This is a genomic window from Flavobacterium fontis, from assembly GCF_900129405.1.
In the GTDB taxonomy this organism is placed as follows: Bacteria; Bacteroidota; Bacteroidia; order Flavobacteriales; family Flavobacteriaceae; genus Flavobacterium; species Flavobacterium fontis.
In genome coordinates, this window is sequence record NZ_FQVQ01000009.1 from 94,304 (window position 1) to 117,766 (window position 23,463).

At 44.0% G+C, this 23,463-nt stretch carries 16 protein-coding genes; 10 read left to right on the plus strand and 6 right to left on the minus strand.

From position 1 onward, the window contains the following. Positions 1–172: 172 nt before the first annotated feature. Together BUC17_RS08900 and BUC17_RS08905 are read left to right on the plus strand one after the other, a co-directional pair. A complete protein-coding gene (locus tag BUC17_RS08900) occupies positions 173–3,373 on the plus strand; it encodes a glycosyltransferase family 117 protein (RefSeq protein ID WP_073363485.1) in 3,201 nt (1,066 codons plus the stop codon). A 48-nt stretch (positions 3,374–3,421) separates the two neighbouring features. After that, the gene (locus BUC17_RS08905) at positions 3,422–4,069 is read left to right on the plus strand and encodes a polysaccharide deacetylase family protein (protein ID WP_234977697.1); all 648 of its coding nucleotides are present in this window, start codon (positions 3,422–3,424) and stop codon (positions 4,067–4,069) included. Here the strand turns inward: BUC17_RS08905 and BUC17_RS08910 are convergent. Further along, a complete protein-coding gene (locus BUC17_RS08910; RefSeq protein WP_073363488.1) occupies positions 4,053–4,349 on the minus strand; it encodes a thioredoxin family protein in 297 nt (98 codons plus the stop codon). The two genes, BUC17_RS08905 and BUC17_RS08910, sit on opposite strands and share 17 nt — an antisense overlap. A 75-nt stretch (positions 4,350–4,424) precedes the next feature. Further along, positions 4,425–5,660: a metallophosphoesterase gene (locus BUC17_RS08915; protein WP_073363489.1), complete on the minus strand. Its 1,236-nt coding sequence runs from the start codon at positions 5,658–5,660 to the stop codon at positions 4,425–4,427. Positions 5,661–5,872: 212 nt separating this feature from the next. Between BUC17_RS08915 and polA the strand changes: the two genes are divergently transcribed. After that, a complete protein-coding gene (gene polA, locus BUC17_RS08920) occupies positions 5,873–8,719 on the plus strand; it encodes a DNA polymerase I (RefSeq protein ID WP_073363491.1) in 2,847 nt (948 codons plus the stop codon). Positions 8,720–8,841: 122 nt separating this feature from the next. On the opposite strand, the gene BUC17_RS08925 is transcribed toward polA, so the two are convergent. The 3 genes from BUC17_RS08925 to BUC17_RS08935 all read right to left on the minus strand — a co-directional run bounded on the left by BUC17_RS08925 (position 8,842) and on the right by BUC17_RS08935 (position 12,824). Next, the gene (locus BUC17_RS08925) at positions 8,842–10,509 is read right to left on the minus strand and encodes a fibronectin type III domain-containing protein (RefSeq protein ID WP_073363493.1); all 1,668 of its coding nucleotides are present in this window, start codon (positions 10,507–10,509) and stop codon (positions 8,842–8,844) included. Between the two features lie 771 nt (positions 10,510–11,280). Then, a complete protein-coding gene (locus BUC17_RS08930) occupies positions 11,281–11,799 on the minus strand; it encodes an ankyrin repeat domain-containing protein (RefSeq protein WP_073363494.1) in 519 nt (172 codons plus the stop codon). Next, the gene (locus BUC17_RS08935; protein WP_073363496.1) at positions 11,799–12,824 is read right to left on the minus strand and encodes a LacI family DNA-binding transcriptional regulator; all 1,026 of its coding nucleotides are present in this window, start codon (positions 12,822–12,824) and stop codon (positions 11,799–11,801) included. Before BUC17_RS08935 ends, BUC17_RS08930 begins: the two co-directional genes overlap by 1 nt. A 261-nt stretch (positions 12,825–13,085) precedes the next feature. Here BUC17_RS08935 and rplM point away from each other — a divergent pair, with 261 nt between their 5' ends. From rplM to tsf, 4 genes are all read left to right on the plus strand, one after another. Continuing rightward, a complete protein-coding gene (gene rplM, locus BUC17_RS08940; RefSeq protein WP_073363497.1) occupies positions 13,086–13,541 on the plus strand; it encodes a 50S ribosomal protein L13 in 456 nt (151 codons plus the stop codon). Beyond that, on the plus strand, positions 13,541–13,927 hold the full coding sequence (gene rpsI, locus BUC17_RS08945; protein WP_073363499.1) for a 30S ribosomal protein S9: 387 nt from the start codon (positions 13,541–13,543) through the stop codon (positions 13,925–13,927). The genes rplM and rpsI overlap by 1 nt, the downstream gene beginning before the upstream one ends. A gap of 146 nt (positions 13,928–14,073) precedes the next feature. Further along, positions 14,074–14,865: a 30S ribosomal protein S2 gene (rpsB, locus tag BUC17_RS08950; RefSeq protein WP_073363500.1), complete on the plus strand. Its 792-nt coding sequence runs from the start codon at positions 14,074–14,076 to the stop codon at positions 14,863–14,865. Between the two features lie 124 nt (positions 14,866–14,989). Then, positions 14,990–15,814, plus strand: a complete 825-nt coding sequence (gene tsf, locus BUC17_RS08955; RefSeq protein ID WP_073363511.1) for a translation elongation factor Ts — start codon at positions 14,990–14,992, stop codon at positions 15,812–15,814. A 194-nt stretch (positions 15,815–16,008) separates the two neighbouring features. Here the strand turns inward: tsf and BUC17_RS08960 are convergent, their stop codons facing one another. Beyond that, a complete protein-coding gene (locus BUC17_RS08960; RefSeq protein WP_073363502.1) occupies positions 16,009–18,120 on the minus strand; it encodes a M3 family metallopeptidase in 2,112 nt (703 codons plus the stop codon). 132 nt (positions 18,121–18,252) lie between these two features. On the opposite strand from BUC17_RS08960, the gene BUC17_RS08965 reads away from it, so the two are divergent. Genes BUC17_RS08965 through BUC17_RS08975 form a run of 3 tightly spaced genes read left to right on the plus strand, consistent with a single transcriptional unit; the run spans position 18,253 to position 23,113 of the window. Then, on the plus strand, positions 18,253–21,909 hold the full coding sequence (locus BUC17_RS08965) for a TraB/GumN family protein (RefSeq protein ID WP_073363503.1): 3,657 nt from the start codon (positions 18,253–18,255) through the stop codon (positions 21,907–21,909). Then, positions 21,910–22,563 carry a queuosine precursor transporter gene (locus BUC17_RS08970; protein ID WP_073363505.1) on the plus strand — a complete coding sequence of 218 codons (654 nt, stop codon included), beginning with the start codon at positions 21,910–21,912 and terminating at the stop codon, positions 22,561–22,563. After that, complete coding sequence (locus tag BUC17_RS08975) at positions 22,553–23,113, plus strand: DNA-3-methyladenine glycosylase I (RefSeq protein ID WP_073363507.1); 561 nt, start codon at positions 22,553–22,555, stop codon at positions 23,111–23,113. Before BUC17_RS08970 ends, BUC17_RS08975 begins: the two co-directional genes overlap by 11 nt. The last annotated feature ends 350 nt before the right edge of the window (positions 23,114–23,463 follow it).

The following is a 23,463-nucleotide window of genomic DNA, read 5'->3' on the forward strand; positions in this document are numbered from 1 at the left end:
ATTTAAGCAAACGTTTTGCATTTTTTTAAGTTCTTTTTTTTGGCTACATACGAAAACGCATCCCCGTGCGTTAGGGGAAAGCATGTAAATCAGTTTTTTAGAATTTTTTGTTAACCCATGGAGCAATACACAAAAAAATAGTTTCTTTGCACCATAATACTTAAACCATACTATGACGCCTTTTGACTTTAAAAAGTGGAACAACATTCTAGGTTGGACAGCTTTTGCGATCGCTTTACTTTGTTACAGCCTTACTGTAGAACCAACCATGAGTTTTTGGGATTGCGGAGAATACATTGCTACTGCAGCCAACTTAGAAGTCGGTCACCCTCCCGGAGCACCACTTTTTCAAATGCTAGGAGCCTTCTTTGCGCTTTTTGCAGTGAGTCCCGATAAAGTGGCACTCATGGTGAATATGCTCTCGGTTTTTTCGAGTGCCTTTACCATTTTATTCCTTTTTTGGTCGTCGTCCTTGCTTTTACAAAAAATTGTAAGCCGCTATACTTCACTCCATGAAACCAATCTTAAAGTGATCTTAGGAGCTTCATTCGTTGGAGCGCTAACCTTTACCTTTTCCGATAGTTTTTGGTTTAATGCAGTGGAAGCCGAGGTATATGCCATGGCGATGTTCATGATTGCCCTATTGTTGTGGCTTGGATTGCGCTGGGAAGCCGACATGGACAAACCCCATGGAAATCGTTGGTTACTCGTAATCAGTTTGATGATTGGACTCTCCTTTGGGGTGCACTTCATGGCGTTATTGACCTTACCTTCCATCGGATTTTTGTATTTCTTTAAAAAATACCCCAAGGTGACCGTCAAGAGTTTTATCCTTGCCAACGTCATTATTATTGCTATTCTATTATTCATTTTTAAACTTCTGTTGCCCTATACCTTAGCATTTTTTGCTAAAACAGAAATCTTTATGGTGAATTCTTTTGGATTGCCCTTTAATTCGGGAACACTTATCGCCTTTTTGGCTATTGTTGGGTTCTTTTACTTTGCACTACAATATACCCGCAAAAAAGAAATGCCTGCGGTCAATACTGCTTTGTTGTGCATTCTGTTTGTCTTAGTTGGTTTTTCTACCTGGTTAATGCTTCCTGTGCGCGCCAATGCGAATACACCTATTAACGAAAATAAACCCTCTGATGCCGCCGAGGTACTGGCTTATTACAACCGTGAACAATACGGATACAACCCCTTATTCTATGGCCCACAATACACCGATATGTTTGCCGGCGCCGACGAAGAGGAACCCTATTTGGATAAAAAACCAAACTATGAGCGCGATGAAAAAACAGGCAAATATGTCATCGTAAACAATTACGAAAAAGCCGAGCAAAACTCCAATAGTAAGCACCGCGCCATCCTCCCCCGTTTGTGGAGCAACGACAATGTCAAAGGGTATATGAACTTTGTAGGGGTGCCTAAGTTCACCATCAAACCTGAGTTTGCCGACAATCAAGAATTAGTTGAAGAAGTAGCTGCATTTCGTCAAGCGTTCAATCAAAAAAGAGTGGATAACGAAGACTATATCAGCTTTTTGAAATACTATAGCGAATATATTGAGGTTGAAAAACCTACATTTTGGCAAAACATCAGCTTTATGGTCGAATACCAATTTGGCTATATGTATGGACGCTATTTACTGTGGAACTTTGTTGGACGTCAGAACGACAATCAAGGGCGCTACGACAACCTCGATGGCAACTGGATGTCGGGAATTAAAGTGATAGACGAAATGCATTTGGGTTCGCAAGACAATTTGCCCGACGACGTTAAAAACAATAAAGGGCGCAACTTCTATTATTTCTTACCTTTCTTTTTGGGCTTACTTGGACTAATGTACCATGCCCAACGGGATTTAAAATCGTTCTACGTGTTGCTTACCTTATTTTTGTTTACAGGGTTGGCTTTAAAAATTTATTTGAACGAACGTCCTTTCGAACCTCGGGAACGCGATTATGCTTTGGTAGGCTCCTTCTTTGTATTTGCGATTTGGGTTGGATTTGGTGTATTTGCCCTCTACGAAATGATCGCAGAGAAAATCAATGCCAAAACAGCGGCATGGTCGGCTATTGCCGTATCCTTGTTGGTGTCACCTATTTTGATGGCCAAAGAAAACTGGGATGATCATGACCGTTCTAATCGCTATACGGCAATTGCAATGGCGAAAAACTACTTGGACTCGTGCGATAAAAACGCTATATTATTTACTATAGGGGATAACGACACGTTCCCGCTATGGTATGCACAAGAAATTGAAGGATACCGTACCGACGTGCGCATTGTAAATACGAGTTTGTTGATGACCGATTGGTACATTGATCAAATGAAGCAAAAAACCAATCTTTCGGATGGGCTACCGATTTCTTTCTCGCACAGCCAGATTGTAGCCGACAACCGCGATGTGATATTATTCCATAAGCAAACTGAAAACCGTTGGAATTTAAAAGACTTTATCGAATTTGCGAAAAGCGAAGACACCTTAACTACAATCGAAATGCAAAGTGGACACCGTCTTCATTTCTTCCCGACCAATAAAGTTCGTATTCCTGTGGATAAAACTTCCATCTTGAAACATAAAATTGTAAATGCGAAACAAGCTGATTCCATCGTTCCTTACATCGATTTGGACATCAAAGGGGGTGCATTATACAAAAACCGTTTGATTATGTTGGACATCCTTAACAATAACAACTGGAAACGTCCGATTTATTTCAGCCCAGGAAGTTTTGGGGACGACGATTATTTGTGGATGAAAGATTTCTTGCAATTGGATGGCATGGTGTACAAGTTAGTACCAATCAAAACCCCAGTGATTGAAGAAAATTATCCCGACATGGGGCAATTGGACACCGATAAAATGTACCAATTGATTATGAATTGGAAATGGGGCAATGGCGAGCGAACTGATATTTACCACGATCCTGAAACCCGCCGTAACTGTATTTCCTACCGTGGCAACATGGCCCGAACTATGGATGCCCTTATTGCGGAGGGGCGTATTCCGGAAGCGAAAAAAATTATCGAACTTGCCCTTGACAAAATGCCTTTGGACTATTACGGTTATTATCTAACGCTAGAACCATTTGCCAATGGGTATTATAAAGTGGGGGAAAAAGAAAAAGCACGCGCGTTGATGACCAAACTTTTTGCAAAATACCAACAAGAATTGTTGTATTATACAACGTTCTCCCCTGCTGACAAATCGTTTATGGCAACAGATATCGTATCGGCAATTGAACGATACCGTAGCTTGCTTCGCGTAAGCAAGAAAAATGGCGACATTGACTTCTATCAAAAAAATCGCCAAGCTTTCAATCAATACAATGCCCGATTCCCGCAATTCGGCCGCGATAAAGAATAACTGAAAAATGCTCCTTTGGCGGAGCATTTTTTTTGCGATATTGCAACCATGATGCGATGGATAAAAACACCGTTGTGGGTGAAAAAATGCACCCCTAATTTAGTTTGGGACATTCCACAAACCGAGCGGATAGTGTACCTCACCTTTGACGATGGGCCTACGCCTGAAATTACCCCATGGGTTTTGGAAACATTAGCTGCCTACCATTTTAAAGCTACTTTTTTTCTTATTGGAAATAATGTGGCGCAGTTCCCCAACATTGCGCAATCCTTAATCAAAGAGGGGCACGGGATCGGTAACCACACCTACCATCATCGCAACAGTTGGAACACATCGCGTGAGGCGTATCTTGAGGACATTAAGGCCTGTACAACGTGTATGGAAACCCATTTGGGGCGTACTCCTTTGCTCTTTCGCCCGCCCTACGGCAAATTAAAACTAGGTCAACCACGGCAATTGCGCGGCCATCATCTAACCCCTATTATGTGGGATATTCTTACGTATGATTGGGATATAAATACAACCCCTGAGGATTGCCTAAAAAGCATTACCCAACATGTTCAACCGGGTAGTATTATTGTTTTTCATGATAGCAAAAAAGCCTTTGGCAATCTGAAAACAGTATTACCAAAGGCTTTAGCCTATCTTAAAGCGCAAGGATATCGGGGTGAAATCCTTCCTAAATCTGATCTTTAACCAAAGCAATCAAGGAGTTGGCGTCCAATTCGCCGGACTGCCGCCATACCATTTGACCGTTTTTGTAAATCATTAACGTGGGAACCCCTTTAATACGAAGGGCTTCTGCCAGCTCTTGATTTTTATCCACATCAATTTTAATCACTTTTGCCTTATCGCCTAAGGCCGCAGCAACATCGCGAATCACCGGATGCATTGAAACAGAAGATTCGTTCCATTCGGTGTAAAAGTCGATTAAAACAGGGACTTGTGCGTTGATAAGTTCTCCAAATTTCGACATACAATCAATCGGTATTTAGCATTCTTCACCCAAAGTAAAGAAAAATTAGGATACAAAGGTACTATTTTTAACAAATTATGCGACAGGACGGCCTTTTTTTAGTGTAAGTACTGTAATTTCAGGCATAATTCCTACGCGCCCTGGATAGGCATGGAATCCAAAACCGCGATTTACATACAAATAGCGCCCCGTATGTTCATACAATCCTGCCCATTGTTTGTACACATATTGCACAGGCGACCATTTGATAAATCCTGGGATTTCGATACCAAATTGCAAGCCGTGTGTATGTCCTGATAACGTGAGATGGTATAGTTCAGGATGCGATTTTACTTCCACCTCCCAATGGCTGGGATCGTGACTCATTAAAATTTTAAACGCATTGGGATCCAATCCGGCGGAGGCTTTGGCTAAATCCCCAGCTTTTTTGAACTTTACCCCCCAATTTTCAACCCCAACTAATGCGAGGGCCGAAGCTCCTTTTTGGATGTTTACGTGCTCGTTGCGGAGGAGTTTAAAATCAATTTGACGGTGTAAATCGATAATATCTTTAAAATTTTGCTCTTTTTCTGCCGCGGAATTCCACTCGATGTACTCGCCATAATCATGATTCCCCAATACCGAATATTTTCCAAACGGATGGGATTTAATCTTTGAGAACAAATCAACCCAAGGATGCATCTCAGTGGCATGCGTGTTGACAATATCACCGGTAAACAAAAGCATATCCGACGCTTGCGCATTGATGATGTCGATAGCATGGGCAATTTTTTCGGGATCGTCAAAACTTCCGCTATGGATGTCTGAAATTTGAGTAAAGGTAAATCCGTCGAAATCCTCGGGCAAATCATCAAAATATAAGGTTTCTTTTCGAACTTTAAAATTGTATTTGCCTTTGGTCATGCCATACACCAAGGATAAAAAGGGAACTGCAGCCAATCCAATAGCCAATTGACTTACAAACTTGCGGCGGGCAGGGATAAAGGACTCTTCAGCATCGTATTGCACAAAAAAGTTTTTGGCCCCCAACACCAGTCGGAACATATCTTCAGCCAAAAGCACCAAAATCATAATCAATTTAGGGACTAATACCAACAACAATAACCCAATGGTCAACATGGTCATCGGGGTCTGTCCTACTTTTCGGTCAAACTTGGTGAATTGATAAAACACAAAAAACAAGGTCCCCAATGATACCGCCAGGTAGGTCCATTGCACCCATTTGGTTTTGGTTACCGTACGAACCGCTTGAAAAGCATACACTTCAATAAGCGTTAGCAGTACCAAAAGAATAAATAATCGAAAGGTCATATACGATTTTAAAGCGCAAAGGTATTGTAGGTCAGTATAAGTCCGCTTTTAATTTAAGGAAATTTTAACCGCTGTAGCTTAATCCCCCCACCCTGCACTACGCTGAAAAAGCATCTTTGGGAAATTTCAACCTTCGCCCTCAGATTTCAACTTGAATCCTTACATTTGATGACCCGCTTGAATCCAATATGAATGGGTCTAAATGAGTAATTATGGAACAAAAACGCTTATTCCTCCTCGATGCCTACGCGCTTATCTTTCGTGGGTATTATGCCTTTATCAAAAATCCACGCATCAACTCCAAAGGCATGGATACTTCAGCCATTATGGGATTTATGAATTCCCTGATGGATGTGATAAAACGCGAAAAACCCGACCATTTGGCCGTAGCTTTTGATAAAGGAGGCAGCGACTATCGTTTGGAAATGTTTACCGAATACAAAGCTAACCGTGACGAAACCCCAGAAGCCATTAAAATTGCCGTTCCTTACATCCAAGCGCTGCTCCAGGCCATGCACATTCCGATCATTGAAAAAGCAGGATTTGAAGCCGACGACTTGATTGGAACGCTAGCCAAAAAAGCGGAGAAAAAAGGCTACAAAGTATATATGGTGACCCCCGATAAGGACTTTGGCCAATTAGTTTCGGAAAATATTTTCATGTACCGACCCGCCCGAATGGGGAACGATATTGAAATCTGGGGGGTGGAAGAGGTAAAACAAAAATTTGAAATCAACGATCCGCTACAAGTCATTGACTTCTTGGGGATGATGGGCGATGCGGTCGATAATATTCCTGGACTTCCCGGAGTGGGTGAAAAAACGGCAAAAAAATTACTGGCCGAGTTTGGTTCCATGGAAAATCTCTTAGCCAACACCCACCAATTAAAAGGCGCCTTAAAAGACAAAATCGAAGCTCACAAAGCACAAGGACTCCTTTCCAAAAAATTGGCGACTATTTTATTGGATTGTCCTGTCGAATTTGACGAAAAAGCCTTTGAATTAAGTCGTCCCGATGTTGAAAAAACCGATGCCTTATTTCAAGAATTGGAGTTTCGCCAAATGAAAGCCCAATTTGACAAGCTTTTTGGACAAGGAAACGATTACGATGCGATTGACACCAATAATGGCGCCGCAGAAACGGTTGTAACCAAAAAACCTACCCCAAAGAAAACCCCCGAAAATCAAATGGATTTGTTTGGGTTTGTTGACGATGAAGAAGCGACTCTTACGTCCACCACCTATGCCACTTTGGAAACAACGCCGCACTTGTATCAAATCGTGCAAGGAGACTTTCCAATGCAGTTGTTGTTACAAAATTTACTGAAACAAACCGCTGTATGTTTTGACACAGAGACCACCGGTATTGATGCAAAAAATGCTGAATTGGTAGGGATTTCTTTCGCCTGGGAAAAAGGGAAAGCCTACTACGTACCCGTGCCGGAAAATCAAGAGGAAGCACAAAAAATAGCCACCCAATTGCGTCCCTTTTTTGAAAATGAAACCATTGAAAAAATTGGACAAAACCTAAAATACGATTTAAAAGTATTGGCCAATTACGGAATTTCCGTGCGAGGACCGCTTTTTGACACCATGATTGCGCATTACCTCATCAATCCCGATATGCGACACAATATGGACGTGTTGAGCGAAACCTATTTACAGTATGCGCCACAGTCCATTGAAACCTTGATTGGAAAAAAAGGGAAAAACCAACGTTCCATGCGCGACGTTCCGCTTGAAGCCATCAAAGAATACGCCGGAGAAGATGCCGATGTAACCTTGCAACTCAAAGCGCATTTTCAACCGATACTCGAACGTGTGGGAACGAAAAAGCTCTTTGACGAAATCGAAATTCCTCTGGTACAAGTCTTAGCTGACATGGAACGCGAAGGCATACGTTTGGACGTATCTTACCTACAATCGATGTCAGCCGATATGGCACTTGAAATTCAAGCCTTGGAGCAAAAAATTTATACCTCCGCTGGAGCAACCTTCAACTTGGCATCCCCAAAACAATTGGGCGATATTTTGTTTGATAAAATGAAAATTGGAGGACAGAAACAAAAGAAAACCAAAACTGGACAATACGCTACGGGAGAAGAAGTCCTCAGTTATTTGGCCCATGAACACGAAATTGTACGCGATATCCTTGAGTGGCGTCAGCTGGTGAAATTACAAAGCACGTACGTTGAAGCTCTACCGCATCAAGTGGATGCCAAAACCCAGCGCGTTCACACCGATTATATGCAAACCGTAGCAAGTACCGGCCGATTGAGTTCAAACAATCCCAACCTGCAAAACATTCCGATTCGTACCGAACGGGGCCGTCAAATTCGTAAAGCCTTTGTGGCAAAAAATGAAGACTATGTTTTACTGTCAGCCGACTACTCTCAAATCGAATTGCGTATTATCGCTGCGTTGAGTGGCGAAGAAAACATGATCAAGGCCTTTCAAAACAAAGAAGACATTCACCGCAGTACCGCGGCCAAAGTATTTCAAGTTGCACTCGATGAAGTCACCAAAGAGCAACGTAGCAATGCCAAAACGGTCAATTTCGGTATCATCTATGGAGTTTCTGCTTTCGGACTATCCAATCAAACAAGTCTCTCGCGAAGTGAAAGTGCTGCCTTGATTGATGCCTATTACCAAACCTACCCCAAATTGAAATCGTATATGCAAAACCAAGTCGATTTTGCCCGAGAAAACGGTTATGTGGAAACGATTTCAGGGCGCCGTCGCTATTTAAAAGACATCAATTCGGCCAATGCGGTTGTACGAGGAGGAGCCGAACGCAATGCGGTAAATGCGCCCATACAGGGTTCGGCTGCAGACATTATCAAAATTGCGATGATCAATATTCATCGAAAACTTACCACCGAAAATTGGCAATCCAAAATGTTGCTGCAGGTGCATGACGAATTGGTCTTTGATGTGCATCGATCTGAACTGGAAGCGATTCAAAAAATGATCAAACACGAAATGGAACAAGCCTTTCCGATGGCCGTCCCACTCGAAGTTGAAATGGGCTTTGGCGAAAATTGGCTGGAAGCGCATTAGCGGTGTTAAGTCGTTTTAGTCGTAGGTCGGTTTGGTCGTAAGTCAGTAATTATATTCAAAAATCACTACCCGACAACCAGCAACCGACAACCGACAACCAGCAACCCAATACGACACAAAAATTACTCCTTAATTACTTTCGTGTTTTGCACCGAACCGTCACGCATTTGTAAAGAGACCCAGTACAAGCCCGAAGCTAAGTCAGCAAGGTTTACCGCGGCTTCAGGAGATTCAAGGGTACGAATAACTTTTCCTGTGGTATCCCTAAAAGTGACGGTTTGAATTTCATCGGCTTGAGTTAAATGCAACACCGAACGAAAGGGTACAGGGTATACGGTAACTTTAGGCTGCTCGTTTTCTGTATTCGAAAGGGTTTGCGTTAAGGTCACCGTAATCTTCCATGAATTGTTGTCTACCTTGTTATAATTGGCATCACAACCCGATCCCCCAAACGTTCGCCAAGCCCGCAGTTCAAAGTTGACTGCTCCCGTTAAATTGTTGGCCAAGTTCAACCCCGTACGGCTGTAAGAATAGGTTCCGGTGGTGCCCCCTACGCCTGAAGAAATCGCGGCCTCTGTGGTAGCATTGGTGGTACACACCAACAACGAACGTTGCTCGCTCATCCAGCCGTTGCTCGCGGTCGTCATGGTATACGAGACGTCGGTTGACGCAATGTAATACCCGGCAGGAACATTAACGGTAAGCGAACCCGGACAGGCATTGGTACTGGTTACCGTGGCGGTGGTGGAAAATTCTGTATTGATATCGCCATTGGTGTAAGTCACCGAAAGCTGCCCTGTGGTAAACGAGGTAAACTGCCAAAACCCTTGCTCAGTACCACAATTGGAACGCACCCAAAAATAGTAGGTAGTCCCGATAGGCAATCCCGTTAAGGTTACTGAAGTTACCCCTGCGGCAACACTTCCCGACGGGATAGTCGTATCGTTTGGTGGTGTTGCAGAAGTACTGTAATAATATTCATAACCCGAAGATGGAGCATTCGCAGGTGCCGTCCAACTCAAAGTGCCTCCATCGTTGGCAGAGACATACGTAATATTGGTGGGGCCTTCACATGGGGTAAACGCATTGGCCGAAAAAGCCATGATATTGGGAATCCCTCCGGTGCCTGTTTTGGTTACCGTGACACTCTGAATCAATTTGGATTGATTGCCTGTCGCAAGGGCCATCGGAATTTGATACAACCGTGGATTTGTCCCACTGCCTGTTTCCAAAACATCATTGGTACGGTTGATGCGACCTAAGCCGGTAATGGCAAAATTGGTCCCGCCATACCAATCGGCCAAAGCCAAATTGGTGAAGGTTTGCGAGGTATTGTCGGTAAAATTAACGGTTACACTCACCGTAGACGCTCCACTTCCTGAAGTCGCCAACATATACAAATTAACGGCCGCTAAGGGAGTTGTAAAAACCAAGGTCCCTGCATCGTTGGCATTTTGGAGGCGTAAACTATTGGGACTGTTGTATGAGGCCAACTGATAGGTCAACCCCGCGGGAGCCGCCACAAGACTCGTAATAAGACCATTGGTAGGCAAGCCATACGTCAATGCTGCGCTTGTGGAAGTCAATTGAAAATCACGAGCAACAAAATTGTAATTTACACCATCGACATCGGCCGTAGTCGAAGATGCTGAAGGGCCCACGCCATTGGCTACCACATCGGCATTAAACCCACTTTGTATCGGCATGGGTTGGAGATTCTGACTAAATACGAGGCTTTCACTTGAGCCTAACACCAAGGCTAGCCCCCAAAAAAGTAGTGTTTTTTTCATAAAAGGTAAAGGTTAGGTTTCTAGAAGACTAATTTACAATTTATTACAAAACAGTAGTGAAAATTTGAAAAAACTTATGGGTACGACTTGGTATTTCATTAAAAGAACTGTTAGAAAACATGAGATGATTTATATTTTAAAGGAAATTTTTGACCTTCAATCGCTTTTCTTTCCCAAAAAACAATAAACTCCAAATCCCATAAATCCTCCTGTAGAAAGTGTGAATAGTACGTTGAATAAATTAATTTCTGGATGACCGCCAGAGGCTGAAGAAGAACTGTAAAATAAACCAAGTAAAATACCCATCTCATGATTGTGATACTAACAAGGATCTGGCATTACCATTTCGTCAATAATGGTGACGTTTAGTACTAGCGCACAAACAGCAAATACAACGATGAGTTACCCCTTCATGTGACCGTTCATAATGGGCTATTTTTTTTAAACACCCATTTAAACAGGTTGATCATACCCCAAAGCGTAACATGAAGCATCACAAAAAGAAATCCATAAAAGAGAACCGCCAAAGAATTTCCGCATTTAAAATTTTCGGCATCAGCAAAAACAATACTCATTAGGGTAAAATAGGAGAAAAATAGGAAAAGGTTAATTTTGAATACTCTTTTTCTAGAGTGCAAATATTGAAACAAAAAGTAACCAAAAACGGAAAGGTATAGTAGATAAAGTATAACAAACTCAGAATCTAACGGGAGCATATTTTCTATTTATTAAGATATCTTTTTTGGGCACGAAGTCATTTCCGCTACCCCCTCAACCCTTTAACAAGGCAATAATCGCCTCGTCGCCCGATTGGACGGCGTACTCAAAAGCGGTCATGCCCTTACCGTCTTTGGCATCACGGCGTGCACCATGCGCCAAAAGTTGTTGGATAATCACGGTATTTTTGAATTGAACCGCAAAATGTAAGGCCGTATTTCCTTGTACATCGGTCAAATTAGGGTCGGCTTTAGCGTTCAAAAGCAAACCGACCACCTCGGCATTACCTCGAACCACCGCTGCCATCAAAGCCGTTCCCTGATCGGAAGTGTAATTTACGGCAACCCCGGCCTCCAACAATACCTTTACAACAGGCGTATTACCTTTATAACAGGCAAGGATTAAAGGAGTGAATCCCGCGGGACTGACGCAATCAAACGCACGGGGTTGGGTAGCCAATACCAAACGCACCGCCTCTTCCGAACCCTTGCGGGCCAAATCAAATACATCGGGTGTGGGTTGCGCTCCTAGTAGAAGTGGAAACCAAAGTCCACAAAACACCCACCGCCACATTAGGCCAACCGTTTAACAGATTCACGTTGGCGCAATTCGGTAGCAATAACCGTAGTTCGGGGTTTGTAGGGTTCCCCTTTATGTTCTAAGCGCTCAATCAACATACGCGTGGCAACTTCCCCAATCTCGGGACCGTGTTGACTCACTGTAGACAAACTCGGGGTTAAACGACGCGACCAAACGCCATCGGCAAAACCGATAACGGCTAATTCATCGGGAATGCGGAGCCCTTTTTTAACCGCCATTTTCATAGCCGTCACCGAAGCATGTTCGTCCACCGCAAAAACAGCATCTACCTTGTGTTTATCAAAAAAACCAGCGGCCTTTTGATCAAAATCTTCTTCCGAGTTGGATAAAATAACATGTTGCGCATCGATGGTTAGTCCGGCATCAGCCATAGCTTTTCGAAATCCTTCGGCGCGCAACTTGGCGACACTCAAATTGTCAATGGCCGAAAACAAAGCAATCGTTTTATTACCCGTTTTAATCAAATGCTGGGTCGCATTCACCGCCGAATCAAAATCATCGACAATTACTTTGTCACAATGTACTTCATCGGCAATTCGGTCAAACATCACAATGGGAGTCCCCTCATTGAGGATTTGCTTAAAATGATCAAATTGCTGCAGTTTCTGTGCTTCTTCACAAATCGACAAAATAAAACCGTCAATAGCGCCATTACTCAGCATTTCCAACGCAGCAATCTCTTTTTCAAGCGACTCGTTTGAAATATATGTCATCACCTTGTACCCTTTTTCATCGGCTACTTTCTCGATGCCCGTAAACACTTTGGCAAAAAAGGAATTTAATATATTCGGTATAATTACCCCAATGGTTTTGGTGGAACGGTTTTTTAAATTCAACCCAATAGCATTCGGCTTGTAGTTTTTCAACTTGGCATATTCCTGCACCCGTTGCTTGGTGGGTTCGCTGATTTCGGGACTGTCATTCAGGGCTTTGGACACGGTAGATACCGAAACACCCAATTCTTTGGCAATTTGTTTTAACGTAGCTTTTGATTTCATAGCAATGGACTTTGACGAGCGTAAATTTAACAAAATTAAAAAGACGAAAAATGAATTGCTGCTTTTTCCCGCGAAATAAATTGTATCCCGCTTCTCGCAAACGCCTATCCCGCTAGGATAGCCCGCTCATCCCCAAAATTTTAGGAATCAATAAAATAAATAAAAAGGAGGTTTGGATATAAAAGAATAAATTGTACTTTTGCACTCCCTTATCCCGAAGCCTCGGGGAGGGAAAGGAATGTTTAATTTAAAATAAGTACTGTGAACACATTAAGCTACAAGACAGTTTCAGCCAACAAGGCTACTGCAGACAAGCAGTGGATTGTTGTAGACGCTGAAGGTCATAACTTAGGTCGTTTAGCTTCAAAAGTAGCGATGCTTTTGAGAGGTAAATACAAACCTAGTTATACCCCGCACGTTGATTGTGGTGATAACGTTATTGTTATCAACGCTGAAAAAATCAACCTGACTGGTAACAAGATGGAGGATAAAACCTATATCCGCCATACCGGTTATCCAGGTGGTCAAAGAAGCTTATCTGCCAAAGAAATGTATCGCAAAAATCCTGCGATTATGGTAGAGAAAGCTATCAAAGGAATGTTACCCAAAAACAAATTAGGGGCACAATTATTCCGCAATTTGAATGTATACGTTGGCGCTGAGCACAAACATGCGGCTCAAACACCAAAAACCGTTAACTTAAACGATTTGAAGTAATGGGAACAATTCACAAAATTGGTCGTAGAAAGACCGCTGTGGCACGTGTTTACGTTTCAGAAGGAACCGGTAAAATCACGGTAAACAAAAGAGAGTTCGAAAACTACTTCCCCACAGCTACGTTGCAATACAAAGTATTACAACCCTTAGCCATGACAGACAACGCTTCCAACTTTGACGTTAAAATTAACGTATACGGTGGAGGTTCAACCGGTCAAGCAGAAGCCGTTCGTATGGCGATTGCGCGTGCTATGTGCGAAGTGGAAGCTGAAAACAGAGCTATCCTAAAACCAGAAGGATTACTAACTCGTGATCCAAGAATGGTAGAACGTAAGAAATTCGGTCAGAAAAAAGCACGTAAGAGATTCCAATTCTCGAAACGTTAATCCGTTTTTCCTACCCTTAAGTTTGAAATTAATCTGTTGCCGTTATTCCTTTTCGTCAAAGGAAGTTAGTTTAGCATCTAAATTATCCCAAAAAGCCCTCAAAAGCCCGATAATTGCTAATCAACGGAACGTAAACTAGTAAAAAAATGGCAAATAAAATAGACGTAAAAGAATTATTAGAGGCCGGTGTTCACTTTGGACACATGACCCGCAAGTGGGACCCCAACATGGCGCCTTACATCTACATGGAGCGCAATGGGATCCACATCATTAACTTGTACAAAACCGCAGCCAAAATTGAAGAAGCGAATGAAGCTTTGAAAAAAATCGCTGCCTCTGGTAGAAAAATCTTATTCGTAGCTACCAAAAAACAAGCCAAAGACATCGTAGCTGAAAAAGCAGCCGCTGTAAACATGCCTTACATCACCGAAAGATGGCCTGGAGGAATGTTGACCAACTTCGTAACGATTCGTAAAGCCGTGAAAAAAATGGCAACCATCGATCGTATGAAGAAAGACGGTACGTTCAACACCTTGTCGAAAAAAGAAAAATTACAAATCGATCGTCTTCGTGCTAAATTGGAGAAGAACTTAGGTTCTATCGCCGATATGTCAAGACTGCCTGCAGCCTTGTTCGTAGTAGATATCAAAGCCGAGCACATCGCGGTGAAAGAAGCTCACAAATTAAACATTCCAGTATTTGCAATGGTGGATACCAACTCTGACCCTCGTCAGGCAGATTACGTAATCCCCGCCAATGATGATGCTTCTAAATCCATCGAAAAAATTCTTTCTCTCGTTACGGCTGCCGTTCAAGACGGATTGTCCAACCGTACCAACGAAAAAGAAGCCGATGATGCTCCTGAAGTAGAAGAAACAGTTGAAGCAGTAGCCGCTCCTGAGGTTGCTGATACAACTGAAGCGACTACCGAAGAATAAATAAAACACTAAATTCCAATGGAAGGATGCCAAATTCCTACGGTTTTTAGTAACCCGGAGTTTGGAATCCCGAAATTGGAATTTAATTTTAAACGAATTTTTTAATCAAAAAATAAAAAAAGAAATGTCAACTATTACTGCGTCTGACGTAAACAAACTAAGAACCATGACCGGTGCCGGTATGATGGACTGTAAAAAAGCCTTGGTAGAAGCCGAAGGTGATTTTGACAAAGCAATTGAAATCCTACGTAAAAAAGGACAAAAAGTAGCCGCTAACCGTTCAGACCGTGAATCTACGGAAGGAGCTGTTATCGCTGCCGTAAATGGCGACCACACTTCGGGAGCTATCATTTCGTTGAACTGTGAAACCGACTTCGTAGGGAAAAATGAAGGATTCGTGAAGCTTGCCCAAGAATTGGCCGCTTTAGCGTTGAACTTCGAAACCAAAGAAGAGTTACTCGCAGCCGATTTCCACGGAATCACCGTGGGCGAAAAATTAATCGAACAAACCGGTGTTATCGGTGAAAAAATCGAAATCGGTTCTTTCGAACGTTTACACGGTGCCTTCGTAAACTCATACATCCACGCAGGAAACAAAATCGCCACTCTAGTAGCGTTGTCTGCTAACGTAGCGGGTGCCGATGAAGCAGCTCGTAACGTAGCCATGCAAGCCGCGGCGATGAATCCTATCGCGTTGAATGAAGACGGTGTAGATGCCGATACCATCGCTAAAGAAATCGAAATCGCAAAAGACCAATTGCGTGCGGAAGGAAAACCCGAAGCAATGTTAGACAATATTGCCAAAGGAAAATTAAACCGTTTCTTCAAAGACAATACCTTGGTCAACCAAGATTATATTAAAGACAGCTCAATGAGTGTAAGTGCTTACGTAAAATCAGTAGAAGCTGGTCTTACCGTAACCGGATTCAAAAGAGCCGCTTTAGGTTAATTACTAATTCACCCAAAATACAAAACCCGATGCTTACCGTATCGGGTTTTTTTTATAAGGAGCATCACGCCCCTGCCCAGTACCACTCCCCTCCCGTTTTCGCCTTTATCCCCGAAGGGTCGGGGGATATCGGCTCTACCGGGGCTAAAAAGAAACCCCGCTGTACTGTACACAATCCAACGGGGCTTACGGTTTTATTTCACTGGAAAATTACGAGCCCGCATCAAGGCCGCCGTGCTCGCCTTCTTCCCTCTAAACTTCGGATAGGCCTCTTCGGGATCCAAGGTGTTCCCTACTTTAAATACGTAGTCCAACAATCGCTTTGCTACCACAGGATCATACAAGCCTTTGCCATCAACCGTAAACGCCTCCGTCGCATCGGCACTGATCACATCCGCCCACAAATAGCCATAATAACCCGCCGCATAATCATCGCCTGAGAAAATATGCCCAAACTGCGGAATGCGATGGCGCATTACAATTTCCTTCGGCATACGCAACGCCTTCAACGCCTCGGCCTCAAAAGTCTTTGGGTCAATTTCTGGATTTTCCAACAAATGCAGCTGCATGTCTACCAACGCACTCGACAAAGTTTCTACCGTAGAAAAACCTTCGTTAAACGTGGCCGCAGCCTCCAAGCGCTCCACCAACGCCATGGGCATCGGAGCACCCGTTTGGTAATGCAACGCAAAACGATTCAACACCTCGGGCGTCGACAACCACCGCTCCAAGATCTGCGACGGAAACTCTACATAATCCCGGGGCGTATTGGTACCCGATAACAAGGGATAATTCACATCCGAACACAGGCCGTGTAACGCATGGCCAAACTCGTGAAACAACGTATTGGCATCATCCCACGAAATCAAAACAGGCTCTCCCGGCTTCCCTTTGATAAAATTACAGTTGTTGGACACCAACGTTAACACCTCCCCGTCAAAACGACTCTGATCGCGGTAGGCCGTCATCCATGCCCCCGAACGCTTTCCTTTTCGAGCGTAGGGATCAAAATACCACAACCCCACTACCTTTCCCGTCGACTTTTTGCGCACCTCCCACACCCGCACATCGGGATGAAAAACGGGCACATCAGTCACCGGCGCAAAGGTCAAATCAAAAATCGTCTCAGCCACCCAAAACATGCCTTCGCGTAAGGGCTCCAACTGCATATACGGTTTGATTTCATTGGCGTCTACCGCATATTTTTCTTTGCGTACTTTTTCGGCATAATAGCGGTAATCCCAGGGTTCCAACGCAAAGGTGCCACCCTCCGCCGCGATCAATTGTTGCATCGCCTTCACATCATCTTGGACTTTCAACAAAGCGGGCTCCCATACCGAAAGCATCAAATCCAACGTGCGCTGGGGTTGCTTCGCCATGGTATTCGATAAACTCCAATGCGCAAACGTAGGAAAGCCCAATAATTTTGCTTTTTCAGCACGCAACTTCAAAATCGCAACCACCGTTGCATTATTGTTGTAGGCATTGGCATTATCGCCGCGGTTTACAAACAACTGAAAGGCTTTCTCCCGCAACGACCGCTGGGAAGAAAAGGTAAGAAACGGCTCAATCGACGAACGTGTATTGGCAATACATCCCAATGCCTTCAGTTGCCGTTCTTGGGCTTCTTGACGCGCAGCATCGGCCAATTCTTGGGGTAATCCCGCAAAATCGGCTTCGGTTTCCAATAGTAAATACTGTTGGTTCTCATCGGCCAATTGATTTTGACTGAATTGCGTAAACAATCCGGCCAAAGCCTTGTTAATCGCAGCAATGCGCTGTTTACTTTTGGCATTGGCCAGCGCCCCCTCTTTGACAAACTGGGCGTAATACGTTTGCACCAACCGCTTTTGTTCGGGAGTTAATTTGTCCATTTCTTTTCCATTATGAACGGCTGCAATTCGCGTAAACAACGCCGCGTTCTGGTATATCGCACTGCTCATTTCTGAGAACTTTGGTGCCATTTCCAATTCAATGGTTTCAAAATCAGGAGTATTTAAGTTGGCACTGTACAATTCAAACACGGCACGCACCCGCTGGTACGTTTTCCCCGCGCGTTCCAAAGCGACTATCGTATTCGCAAAGGTCGCTGGCGCTTTTTGTTGCGCAATGGCATCAACCTCGCGCAATCGTTCGGCTATCGCCTGCGTAATGGCAGGTTTGAAATCAGACAGCGAATAGGTGCCAAAAGCGGGAACCCCACCATAGTTCCCTTTCCAAGGTTGTAAAAGCGGATTGGCGGTTTGTTGGGCTTCACTCGTATACATGGGCAAGGTGATCAAAAGTAATCCTACTATTTTTTTCATGAATCTCATTTTAGCCAAATATAAAAAATCTCGGACGATTCTTTTCATGAAGCGGTGCTAATTTATACCTCAGGACTTCCCGTTGTGGCTCACTTTTTTACCTATATTTGACAGAACCAAAAAAAATACCTCGTGAAATTACTTATTCGCCTTTTGTGGGTTGTCGGCGCCGTAGCCTATGCCCAAACCCCTGTAGAAAAATCACTTTTATGGGAAATCTCAGGAAATGGACTCGCTAAGAAATCCTACCTCTACGGTACTTTTCATGTCAACGAAAAGATCTCCTACCACCTGCCCGACGATTTTTATACCCACCTTTTAAATGCCGACATCGTAAGCAACGAGAGCAATCCTGAAACATGGAATTCCATCTTTGACTTGCTCTACAATTCCATGGCAAGAACGTTAAAGGATAGTAAAAATCCATTTGACCTGGAACCCATTACCCAAAAACAATTGATACAACTCTTCAATACCCGCAATTTCCTCAAAGAGATGTCATCGGTCAACAACGGCCCCAAAAGCGACTACGAAGAAAATACGGTGTTGGATATGTTCATTTTTCAAACTGCCAAAAAACACGGTAAAAAAATCGTTGGCTTGGAAGATGCCAAAAAATCGGTAATCAATCTTATTCAAACCACACGCGCCGAACTCGAAAAACAAATGAAAGCGATGGAGGATGGCGGTACAACGGTTGAAGCACGGCGCAATGCTCTCAACAAACTCCTCAAAGGCCGCACAGAAGAAGCCGCCCTCAAAGATTTTTACCGCGATAAAGATATTGTCATGCTCGATTCGTTGAGCAAACTAAGCGCCACTCCCGGCAACCACAAAGCCATGATTATCGACCGCAACTACATCATGACCCGTAGCATCGACTCGTTGGCCCGCCAAGGGAGTTTGTTTAGTGCCGTGGGAGCCGCCCATTTGGCAGGAAAAGAAGGAATACTGCAATTGTTGCGCAACAAAGGATATTCGGTGAATCCCGTCAACAGCACCACTACCCAAGCGGGACGCGATCGGAAAAAATCCCTTGAAAACTTGGTGGTTCCTCCCGTAGTGAAAACTGTCAAAACCAGCGACGGACTTTTTCAATACCCCGAATTGGAAATGACGATTGAAATCGAAACCATGGTGAGCTCCCTCGACCTAGCCAACGGTGCCTTTCTCAACATGAACCGTATTCCGTTGAATAATTTCTTGCAAAAACGCAAAAATTACCTGCACCCGCAAGCTATTGACAGTCTCACCTTCGAATTTGTCCCCGGCGACATTCAAGAGAAAAAACAAAGCACCGTAGGCGCCATCACCCGCTATGACCTCCTAAGCAAACTGAAAAACGGCAACTTCCAACGCTACCGCATTTACCTGACTCCACTGGAAGCAATTAGTATTTCTCTTTCTGGGGTAGGCGATTATGCACAAAAAATGGAGGGCCGTATTTTCAATACCATTCAACTCCCTTCGCTACCCGCTGGATGGAAAACCAAAACACCCGTAAATGGGGGGTTCCAAGTACAACTCCCCGCGTATTGCGCCACCTACAGTGATAGTGAAAATGCCAAAGGACCGCTGCTGTGGCAAGCTTATGACACCACCGACCAAAGTTATTACCTCGTCGTTGAAAAACAACTTGGGGAAAGCTTCACATCGACCAACGGCTGGTTTTTGCATTCACGGTTACACAACGAATTCTACATGCAACAAAAGCTGCCCGAAATCGCACAGTTTACCGACTACACAAAAACTACGTTTGAATCGTTTACTCAAAATGAACATCATAACTACCGTTTAAAATCGGTGGTACATGGGGACAAATGTTACCTTCTCATTGCGGTCGACGCCCCCGAAGCACAAGCGCGTAAATTCTTCAGCTCGTTTACGCTTGCACCATTTACCCCCGAAAAAACCACCGTATACCATTCCAAAAAAGGAAAATTCACCATTGAAATTCCCGAAAAAGTTAACGATGCCGCCATCCATGGATTGAATTTTGCCAGTGCAGTTTTCAATAATTTGGTAGGCGATGAAGAAGATGATTTCTATGGAGGCGATACGTTTACTTCGCGCAACGGACACGCTCTTGAAATCAGTGAAACTACGTTTGACCGTTACGAAAGTTGGCTTCCCGCCGATTCGTTGAAAACAAAACTTCTCAATCGTTTTACTCGTGAATTCAAACCCCGCACCTTTAAATACGAGCTACAAGAAACCGAGTGGAATAATTACGTTCCCACCTATGAACCCCAAGAGGTGGTCTTACACGATTTTAGTTACAACCCCACCACACAAACCGCAGTTTTCGACGCACTAGTGGCAGCACCTCATGCGCTACACGCCGAAAAGATTCGGGTCATCACCACCCCCGAGCGACAGCTAACGCTAAAAACCATGGTGCCGTATCCATACGCCCAAAACCTCCCCTTTGTCGAAAAGGCATTTAGCAGCTTTACCCTCGACCCTTCCGACAAGCCGTTGCCACCCAACGACCGATTGCAGCTCTTTTTTGACGAAGTGAAAAGCGAAACCGATTCGATTCGCAACCAAGCCCTCGACGACATGGATGGATTGACGCTCACCGATAGCGACGCCGCACGTTGGATACAATGGATGCAGAGCTATGCCTTTAGCAACGATGAAGAAATTTACAAAGACCAAGCCTATGAGTTGTTGCGCGGACTCAAAGCGCCCGAAATTTTACCGTTTTTGGAACAAGCCTACCGCAACCCAAAAGCCTATTCCTCAGAGCGCATGACGATTTTGGATGTGATGAGTGAAAACCCAACACCTGCAGTATATGAAAAAATTGCCGAATTAATGGCTTTTGACTTACCCCTACCCGACAATGCCGAGCGTATTGAGGAGGTGTTCAACACTTTCAAAAACTACCCCGACGCAAGTGCTGTGCTGTATCCTGGCATTTTAAAACATTATGCCATCGACGAGTACAAAGCGCCTCTTATCGACTGGTGTGCCCATTTACTACACCTAAAAAAAATCGACCCTAAAAAACTGGGAAGCTTCCAAAAAGTAGTACTCGCCGACGCAAAATTGGAACAAAAGCGACTACAAAGTATACTCGAAGAAAAGACCAAAACCGCGAAAATGCATGCCAAAGATGAGGATTATATCGAGTATGTAGAAGAAAGCGACGAAATCCCATACGCCTCGTTTTACCAGTACGTGAGTGTCCTCAAAGCGATCGCCAACAAAAAAGCAGAAGTCTTGATACAGGAAGCCTATGCGATGGATATTCCCGAGATGCAATTGGAATTCTTAGCCGATGACATCCAGCAAGGACGCGCCACCGCAGTGCAAATCGACAGTGCCTTAGCCCAGCCCAAACTGCGCTTTAAAACGCTGGTAATGCTCAGCCGTATCGACACGTACAATAAGCGACAAACCCTCACCGATGACCAAATTGCAGAAGCCGCCATGCGCGTTTTTGACGAGGTAGCCGACGACGAACCCGTACAGTTTTTGGAAAAACAAACCCTCAATTACGAAGGACATACGCTGCAATGCTATTTTTACGAATCGCAACCGCAAAAAGACGGCAAACCCAACGGAGCCAAAATATTCCATGCTATGCTGTTTTTGGTGCGCGATGGAAAAATTGTCCCCCACGTATATTTCTCCCCCGTAGTGGAAGAAATCGACGAGGAAAATACGGCCGAAAAGCTTAAAACGATCATCATTCAAGAGAGCTTAAACCGCCAGTATGATTACGCAAAATTCCGCAAAAACAATCCGTTACTCCCTGACTTTTCTAACTTCGAAGAATAAATGTTTCAATCCCGTAAAGATTTCGTCTATATCGTCTTAGCCGGCATTTTTATCACCAATGCCTTGGTGGCCGAACTCATTGGGGGCAAACTCATCTATGTGGGACAAGCCGTGATGAGTTTGGGAATCCTCCCGTGGCCCGTTGTTTTTGTCACCACCGACCTCATCAACGAGTATTTTGGAGAAAAGGGTGTTCGCAAACTCTCCCTGCTCACAGCCTCCCTGATTGGGTATACCTTTGTGTTGCTGTTCATCGGACTCCAAATTCCCGCTGTTAAAGGCGACGGATTGGTCACCGACAGTCAATTTACAGCCGTCTTCGGGCAAAGTATGTTGATCATTGTGGGAAGTATTACCGCGTTTTTGGTCTCCCAATTGATCGATGTTACGATTTTTCATTTTGTCAAAAACCGAACGGGCAATCGCATGATTTGGTTGCGCAGTACTGGCTCGACCGTGATCTCGCAACTCTTCGATAGTTTTATCGTACTGGGTATTGCCTTTTGGCTTCCCGGCAAAATGACTACCGAAACCTTTATCCTCTCGGCGCTGACAGGCTATTCGGTTAAATTGGGAATTGCCATTTTGCTGACCCCACTGATTTATGTAGGCCATTCGTTAATTGATTCCTATTTGAAAAAAGATGGACAGTAAAATCCGTTGCGGCTGGTGCGAGAAAGACGATTTGTACCGCGCCTATCACGATAACGAATGGGGGCGCCCTGTACGGGATGACCATACCATGTTTGAATTTTTAATCTTAGAAACCTTTCAAGCGGGTCTGAGTTGGTACACGGTATTGGCCAAACGGGAACACTTTCGCAAGGCCTTTGATCATTTTGATTTTGAAAAAATAAGCCAATACGACGAAGCCAAAGTGCAAGCCTTAATGCAGGACGCGGGCATCATTCGCAACCAACTTAAAATACGAGCTGCCATCACCAACGCGCAAGCTTATCGCAAAGTGCGGGAAGAGTTTGGTTCCTTTTGCGACTACTTTTGGACGTTCACTGGGGGCATTCCCATCGACAATGCACCCGCCACGCTACGCGACATTCCCGCCTCGACGCCCCTCTCCGACGCCATCAGCAAGGACCTCAAAAAACGAGGCTTCAAGTTTGTAGGCACCACCGTTGTCTACGCTCACATGCAAGCCACAGGGATGGTGAATGATCATTTGATTTCGTGTTGGAGGAGGAAATGAGCTACTAAGAAGCTGAGCTGCTGAGCTGCTGAGTACTATTTTTTTAAGCAGCTGAGCCGCTGAGAAGCTAAGCTGCTGAGCCCTTACTGAACATTGTTTTTTTTAAGCTGCTTAGGAGCTGAGCTACTGCAACTGCGCTCTTCGCGCAACCTTCGCCCCTTTGCGGTTAAAAAAAGAAGCAAGAAAAAAGAATTTGTTAAACTAGAGCTTCTGAGCTCCTACTGAGCCCTGCCTACTGAACACTACTTACTGAATACTGTACTTCCCTAATTAGAGTTGACCGTTTTTAAACATTAATTTCATTGTTAAAAATAGTAATAGATTTTTGCTCAAAAGTACTTTTGAGCAAA